Raw genomic sequence first — 7733 nt, 5'->3', positions numbered from 1 at the left:
TTTCAAAGATCAAACTTATTTCATTGCCGTGTGTTGTTCACCTCAGCAACTTTTATATCTTATCACATCCGAACCAACTTTGCAAGCTCTTTTTTTAAGTTTCTTTCGAAGCTTATTTGTTTCGCTTGCCGCACCGTGTTTTTCGTGTTTTCTTGGCCGGAATTAGAATATACCATGTACAGATTTGGAATGCAAGCTTTTTTTTCAATAAAGTTATTTCTTTCTACACTCGCTCTAATATGTCTCCCATATAAGCCTGATCCTATATACATTACTCTGCTTAATTTGCGTAAGAATATCTCTCCACCTATACATGCTAATCTCATACTCTACTTTAAGTTTAATAAAAAAGCCTTTCCATATTGGAAAGGCCCTGTTCTTATATATGAATTGAAGATTTAGTTACCCAATGACTTCCTGGATATGTAGCTGCCTTTGCTGCATCAGATTGATGATTGTTCCTTCTACTGATACCATCGGCCGTGTAGGATGATCCCGATCTGAGAATATAATCTCACCAATTTGATTATTGCTGAGCTTCACTCGGATACCGTTATGGATCTGTGTGGAACGCTGGACGAATACATTTACGATAGCAGGATCCAATTTGCCAAAAGCCTCACTCTGAATTTGTTCAAGTACCAGGTACGGTGACTGTGCCTTACGATAGATCTTCTCCAGAGTCATAGCGTGGAAGATATCAGCGATAGCTACAATCTTGGCATAGATATGAATCTGCGTGCCGCTGAGCTGCAGCGGGTAACCCGATCCATCCACTTTTTCATGATGCTGCAATGCTGCGAGTCTTGCTCCCTCATTGATGGCCTTCGCCTGCTTCAGTACCTGATAGCCATATTTCGTATGCTGTCGGATCTCTGCCTGCTCTGACGCAGTTAACGTAGAGGGTTTATGGAGGATCTGTGGGTCCACTTTGTTATTACCAATATCATGGAACAATCCTGCAAAAGCTACCTGCATCCAGTCTTTGGACGGAAGATCAATCCACTGGGCCAACTGATAAGACGTAATGGCACTCAAGACGGCATGATGATACACATAATCATGTTCCTGCATCACTCGTGGACTGAAGGTAAGCACATTATACTGTTTAAGATGAACAAACAAAGCTTCCAACTGTGTACGCAATTCATATACAGGTAATTCAGCCGCCAAGGAGGATAGGAAAGCACTTTTGGTCAGTCCCACCATCTTTTCATACTCTTCATGCAGAGACGGTACTGCGGGTGCTAAGACTGCGCTGCTGCCTTTCCCTGCCCGTTCTCCGTTCTTCTCATTAGCTGCATGGACTGAAGAGGCGGATGAAGCTTTAGAACTTGTACTGCTTGTCCCTGTTCTTTCTTGCTCGATGTCCACTTGATGAATCATAAAGGCTCTGAGTACTTCCACATCTTTAGGCAGAATGACTTTGCCCTTCTGAAACAGAACATTGCCTCGAAGCGTTTGTACGTCATTTCCCAGTTTAAGTCCTGGTTTGACTTCAGACAGGGTGATTAATCCCATGTTTATTCCCCTCACTCATCGTTCTTCTATAAGATATCAAGACCATAGTCCCGGTTTTTCACGTTAATTCCCATTATATTACTCAAAAATCAGGCTGTACATCCCAGATTTCGAGGAGAATGGTCCTGGAGCGGTGAAAATAACAAAGGGCCCCCATATGGGAGCCCTCCAATTTCATAGAAATCATGAAATGATTATCGTTATAGAAAATTGATTCTATGCTTCCGAACCTGAATCATCGCCCTCAACTTCCGCATCGGAAACCGCGCCCTCATCAAGAGTTGACTCTAGACCTTCCGAATCAACGGCTTCTGTACCTTCAAGCAATTCTTCGTCATCTGGTTCTTCCTCATTCTTGTCAATTCGGCTGACTGTAGCTACGGCATCCTCATCGCGAATATGAATCAGCTTCACGCCTTGCGTGTATCGACCCATCGTGGATATGCCTTCCATACTCATTCGAATTAACGTACCGCTGGAAGTGATGATCATCAGATCTTCTTCCGTCTTAACCATTTTCAGACTGACTACCGCACCGTTCTTATCTGTGACGTTAATGGTTTTAATCCCTTTACCGCCACGAGTCTGCATCCGATAATCGCTGACAGGCGTACGTTTACCGTAACCTTTGGCTGTAACAATCAGAACATCCAGTTCCTGATCTACAACGTCCATACCGATTACAACATCCTGCTCATCCAGTGTGATCCCTTTAACCCCGGTTGCACTCCGTCCCATGGAACGAACATTTCCTTCCGAGAACCGGATGGACATCCCGTGAGCTGTACCCATAATGATCTCTTGCTGTCCGTCTGTCAGCTTAACATCAATAAGGGCATCATCATCACGCAGGGAGATCCCGATTAGACCGCCTTTGCGAATATTCGTATAATCCTCAAGTGGTGTCTTCTTCACAACCCCTTGGCGGGTAGCAAAGAACAGATACTTGTCACTCTCGAATTCCTGAACTGGAATCACGGCATTGACCGATTCACCCTGCTCGATCTGAATCAGGTTAATAATCGGCGTCCCCCGTGCTGTACGGCCAAGCTCTGGAATCTCATAAGCTTTGAGACGGTACACTTTACCTTTGTCGGTAAAGAACATGAGGTAATTGTGAGAGTTGGTCACAAACAGATGCTCAACAAAGTCGGTATCTTTGGTGTCCATTCCCACAACCCCACGTCCGCCACGCTTCTGACTGCGGTATGTGGATACCGGCAGACGTTTCACATAGCCTGTATGGGTAATAGTGATGATAACTTCTTCACGCGGAATCAGATCCTCGTCCAGAATGCTCTCTTCACCTACAGTGATTTCGGTACGACGATCATCGCTGAAGCGATCACGGATTTCTTGCAGCTCCGTGCTGATAATTTCAAGCACCAGGTGCTCGTTGGCCAAAATTTCACGATATTCCTTAATTTTGACCATCAGTTCGTTATACTCATTTTCGATGCGCTCACGTTCCAGACCTGTCAGGCGTTGCAGACGCATATCGAGGATAGCTTGAGCCTGATCATGACTGAGTGAGAAACGCTCAATCAGACCTTCTCTGGCTGCATCCGTATTGCTGGATGAACGAATCAACGCAATAATTTCGTCGATATGATCCAGCGCGATACGCAAGCCTTCCAGAATGTGTGCGCGTGCTTCCGCTTTTTTCAGTTCGAACTGTGTACGTCTACGTATAACCTCAATCTGATGCTGCAAGTAGTGATACAACACTTCACGCAGATTCAGAATCTTAGGTTCTTTATTTACAATCGCGAGCATGTTAATCCCAAAGGTGGACTGCATCGCTGTATGCTTGTACAGGTTGTTCAGCACTACACCCGGGTTCACGTCTCTGCGAAGCTCAATTACGATCCGCATACCGTTACGGTCAGACTCATCACGGAGATCCGTAATACCATCAATTTTTTTATCACGTACCAACTCAGCAATTTTCTCAACGAGTCTTGCCTTGTTCACCTGATAAGGAAGTTCCGTAACGATAATCCGTGCTTTGTTGTTGTTTTCTTCGATGTTAGTTTTGGCCCGCATCGTTACTGAACCACGTCCGGTTTGATACGCCTGGCGAATTCCGGAGCGTCCCAAAATATAACCGGAAGTTGGGAAGTCTGGCCCGTGGATATAATCCATCAATTCCATGGAAGTGATGTCTGGATTTTTGATCATAGCCTGCACGCCGTCAATGACCTCTCCCAGGTTATGAGGAGGAATATTGGTCGCCATACCTACCGCAATCCCGCCGACACCATTGACAAGCAAGTTAGGGAAACGAGCTGGCAGAACGATAGGTTCACTTTCTTCACCGTCATAGTTCGGCTGGAAGTCAATCGTATCCTTGTTGATGTCTCTGAGCATTTCCATAGCAATCTTGGACAACCGGGCTTCCGTATAACGCATGGCTGCTGCCATATCGCCATCCACCGATCCAAAGTTACCATGTCCATCTACGTGCATGTAGCGCAGGGAGAAGTCCTGTGCCATCCGTACCATCGTTTCGTATACGGCAGAGTCACCGTGTGGGTGATACTTACCGATAACTTCGCCGACGATTCTAGCTGATTTTTTATGTGGTTTATCGGGTGTCATGCCTAGCTCGGACATTGCGTACAGAATACGCCGGTGAACCGGCTTCAATCCGTCACGCACGTCAGGTAAGGCACGGCTCACAATAATGCTCATCGCATAATCCATAAACGATTCACGCATCTCGACGCCAATATCCCGATCTTTAATCTGCGAGTTCATTTCTTCCGCCATGCTGGACCTCCTTCTTGTCCTTCAACAAACATTCCATTCAATCATTCAAAATTAATTATATGTGAAGAGCCTAACAAGGCTAAAACCGCACAAGGACGCTACTCTTTATTATATTACTTTCACAAAAGGTAAACAATTAAACGTCCGCTGGGCAATAGCCTTTCTTCCGGGAACTTTAGAGAGTCTGGGGGTTCGCCCTGCCTTCCTCCCCATTTGCACATACAATGCTAGAAAAAGCGGCAATTGTACTGTGTATATTCAGGCTTAGACCGTTCCCGTTCTACGATCAAACTACATCTGTGCAACAAAACCGCACAAAACGCCATATTTCTCTATTATACCACTGAAATCATCTCTTGTCCTTTGATTTCTCCGCGTCTGCCACTCTTATAAACCCCATTAAAACACGAAAGGACTGATGGCTCTTGGGCATCCAGCGTGTCTCCAGCAAATGGACCAAGACAGCTGTGTTACAACGCAGCCGTAATGTGAATGAATATATACCAGTAACACGACAATATAATCGCCAGACCCTGGAACGGATGACTGAATTATTCGAGTCAAACTATATCAAACCGGATCGGGGAACTTACGGCAATGGTGTCATGCGGGTAAAAACCATCCGTATAAAACCAAACCCGATTACCGATGCAAACACATCGGAAAACGCCGTTGATCCACTCTCCCCATCCGAAGCTGAAGACAGTGCCGAGATCTCTACTGAAGTCCCTCTGACCACGTATGAACTTCGATATGGGACGGAGGAAAAACACTTCCATTCCCTCGATGAGCTCGATTTGGCGCTCACTGAACGTATCCAGAATCGCGAATACATCATTCAGCAAGGTATTCCGCTGATGAAACATGATGGATTACCTTTCGACCTGCGGGTATTGACCCAGAAGAATCTAGAACGCAACTGGGAAACGACAGGTATCCTGGGAAGAGTTGCTGCACCGGGCAAGATCATTACCAACATTCATGGCGGCGGACGATTGGCCACCTTTAATGAGTTGGTACGCCCTCAATTTGATCAGGATCGGTTCCAGCAACTACGCAGTGAGCTATATCGTTTAGGCATTCATACGGCGGTACAGCTTCAGAGGTCATTTCCAAGGCTCAAAGAGATTGGTATCGATATCGCACTGGATGAAGATGGACGGCCATGGATTATTGAAGTCAACACATTACCAGGTATCTATGCTTTTGGCCTATTGCCTGATAAGGAAACGTACCGAAAGATCAAGCGTTATGCGAGAGCGTACGGCAGATTACCCTCCAAAAAAGGGAAGACATCTCGCACCTCCCCCAAAGCCCAGGCCTCCACTGCCAAAAGCCGCACACACCGATAACAGTCACTCCAGAGTCCAACCTAAAATCTCAATAACTAACCCCATAATGTAAAAGAGGCGCCCTCGCAGGCGCCTCTTCGAATATCGTTAGATGTCGAGGTTTTTCACGTATTTTGCATTTTCCTGAATAAAGTCACGACGAGGTTCAACATTATCCCCCATCAAGGTGTCGAACATGGCATCGGCCAGCATCGCATCGCTGATCGATACTTGAAGCATGGTCCGGCTTTCAGGGTCCATCGTCGTTTCCCATAATTGTCCGGCATTCATCTCGCCAAGACCTTTATAACGCTGGATATTGAATTTCGCATTCTCACCGAGTGTTGCGATAATTTCATCACGTTCCTTCTCGGAACCAGCATAACGAATCACTTTATTGCGCTCAATCTTGAACAATGGCGGTTGGGCAATATATACATAACCAGCCTCAATGATTTTGCGCATATAGCGATAAAGGAATGTCAGAAGCAATGTCCGAATGTGGGCGCCATCGACGTCGGCATCCGTCATCAAAATGATTTTGTGATAACGTGCTTTGGCAATATCGAAATCATCACCAATTCCGGTACCCATTGCAGTAATAATTGCTCTGATCTCCGCATTACCCAAAATCCGGTCAAGACGTGCTTTTTCCACGTTCAGAATCTTACCACGCAGTGGCAAAATCGCTTGGAAATGACGATCTCGTCCTTGCTTCGCCGATCCACCGGCAGAGTCACCTTCGACGATGTACAATTCGCTGATTGAAGCATCCTTGGATGAACAGTCGGCCAATTTACCTGGCAAAGAGCTGACTTCGAGTGCACCTTTACGACGCGTGAGTTCACGTGCTTTACGAGCTGCTTCACGTGCACGGGCAGCTTGCAGTCCTTTTTCCAAAATGCGACGGGATACGGAAGGATTCTCTTCCAGGAATTCCTGCAGCTTCTCAGCAAACAGGGATTCCACAATTCCGCGAACTTCACTGTTACCCAGCTTGGTCTTCGTCTGTCCCTCAAATTGCGGTTCAGGGATCTTGACTGAGATAATCGCTGTTAGACCTTCACGTACATCATCCCCGGACAGGTTACCCGTGCTGTCTTTGATTACACCGGCTTTACGCGCATAATCATTGATAATCCGGGTAAGAGCACTTTTGAATCCGGATTCGTGCGTCCCACCCTCATGTGTGTTGATGTTGTTGGCAAAAGAGTAAATATTCTCGGTGTAGCTGTCATTGTATTGCAATGCAACTTCAACCTGAATGTTGTCTCTTGATCCTTCTACATAAATCGGGTTTTCGTGCAGTACTTCACGCTTCTGGTTCAGGAAGGAGACATACTCGATAATACCGCCCTCATACAGGAAAGAGTTGGTTACACCTGTACGTTCATCGGTTAAAGTCATACCAATTCCCTTGTTCAGAAACGCGAGCTCACGAATACGAGTCAGCAAAGTTTCATAGTCATAAACTCTTGTTTCCGTGAAAATCTCCGGATCCGGATGGAACGTAACCGTTGTTCCCGTTTCCTCCGTTGTTCCGATCGTTTTCAGATCATACTGCGGAGCACCGCGACGGTATTCCTGTTGATACACATGGCCGTCAACCTTAACTGTAACAACTACTTTCGCTGATAGAGCATTGACGACAGATACACCTACACCATGAAGACCACCGGATACTTTGTACCCGCCACCGCCAAATTTACCGCCTGCATGCAGAACAGTCATTACAACCTCAAGTGCAGGACGTTTCATTTTGGCATGTTCACCGACAGGAATCCCCCGCCCGTTATCGACTACAGTGACGCTGTTATCTTCATGAATAGTAACTTCGATATGATCACAATAACCTGCGAGTGCTTCGTCAATACTATTGTCCACTACTTCCCAAACGAGATGATGCAGACCTTTGGCACTGGTGGAACCAATATACATCCCCGGTCGTTTACGTACGGCTTCCAGCCCTTCAAGTACCTGAATTTCATCTGCACCATATGACGGTTGATTCATAGACATGCCTTTCACCTACTTCTATAGATTCAATATCGTAAATATGCGTTAACTAAGAATGCATCCTGAAATGAACATATTCCCTTAATTCCAGCA

4 protein-coding genes are annotated in these 7733 nt (G+C 45.9%); 1 reads left to right on the top strand and 3 read right to left on the bottom strand.

All coding sequences use genetic code 11. From position 1 onward, the window contains the following. Positions 1–402: 402 nt before the first annotated feature. Entirely contained in the window at positions 403–1521 is a 1119-nt protein-coding gene (locus HP548_RS02095; protein WP_175380719.1) for an HD-GYP domain-containing protein, read from the bottom strand. Positions 1522–1737: 216 nt separating this feature from the next. Then, positions 1738–4293 (bottom strand): DNA gyrase subunit A, encoded by a 2556-nt coding sequence (gene gyrA, locus HP548_RS02090; protein WP_175380718.1) that lies wholly within the window; start codon positions 4291–4293, stop codon positions 1738–1740. Positions 4294–4718: 425 nt separating this feature from the next. On the opposite strand from gyrA, the gene HP548_RS02085 reads away from it, so the two are divergent. After that, the gene (locus tag HP548_RS02085) at positions 4719–5645 is read left to right on the top strand and encodes a YheC/YheD family protein (protein WP_175380717.1); all 927 of its coding nucleotides are present in this window, start codon (positions 4719–4721) and stop codon (positions 5643–5645) included. An 87-nt stretch (positions 5646–5732) separates the two neighbouring features. On the opposite strand, the gene gyrB is transcribed toward HP548_RS02085, so the two are convergent. Beyond that, entirely contained in the window at positions 5733–7643 is a 1911-nt protein-coding gene (gene gyrB / locus HP548_RS02080; RefSeq protein WP_076287169.1) for a DNA topoisomerase (ATP-hydrolyzing) subunit B, read from the bottom strand. Positions 7644–7733: the final 90 nt, after the last annotated feature.

Source organism: Paenibacillus taichungensis (genome assembly GCF_013359905.1).
Classification (GTDB): domain Bacteria; phylum Bacillota; class Bacilli; order Paenibacillales; family Paenibacillaceae; genus Paenibacillus; species Paenibacillus taichungensis.
The sequence above is the reverse complement of the archived record's forward strand: the minus strand, read 5'-3'. Positions and strand labels throughout refer to the sequence as shown.

Bases quoted from the DNA above. Each gene is read 5' to 3' on its own strand.
- HP548_RS02095 (WP_175380719.1), bottom strand. From the start codon at position 1,521: ATGGGATTAATCACCCTGTCTGAAGTCAAACCAGGACTTAAACTGGGA.
- gyrA (WP_175380718.1), bottom strand. From the start codon at position 4,293: ATGGCGGAAGAAATGAACTCGCAGATTAAAGATCGGGATATTGGCGTC.
- gyrB (WP_076287169.1), bottom strand. From the start codon at position 7,643: ATGTCTATGAATCAACCGTCATATGGTGCAGATGAAATTCAGGTACTT.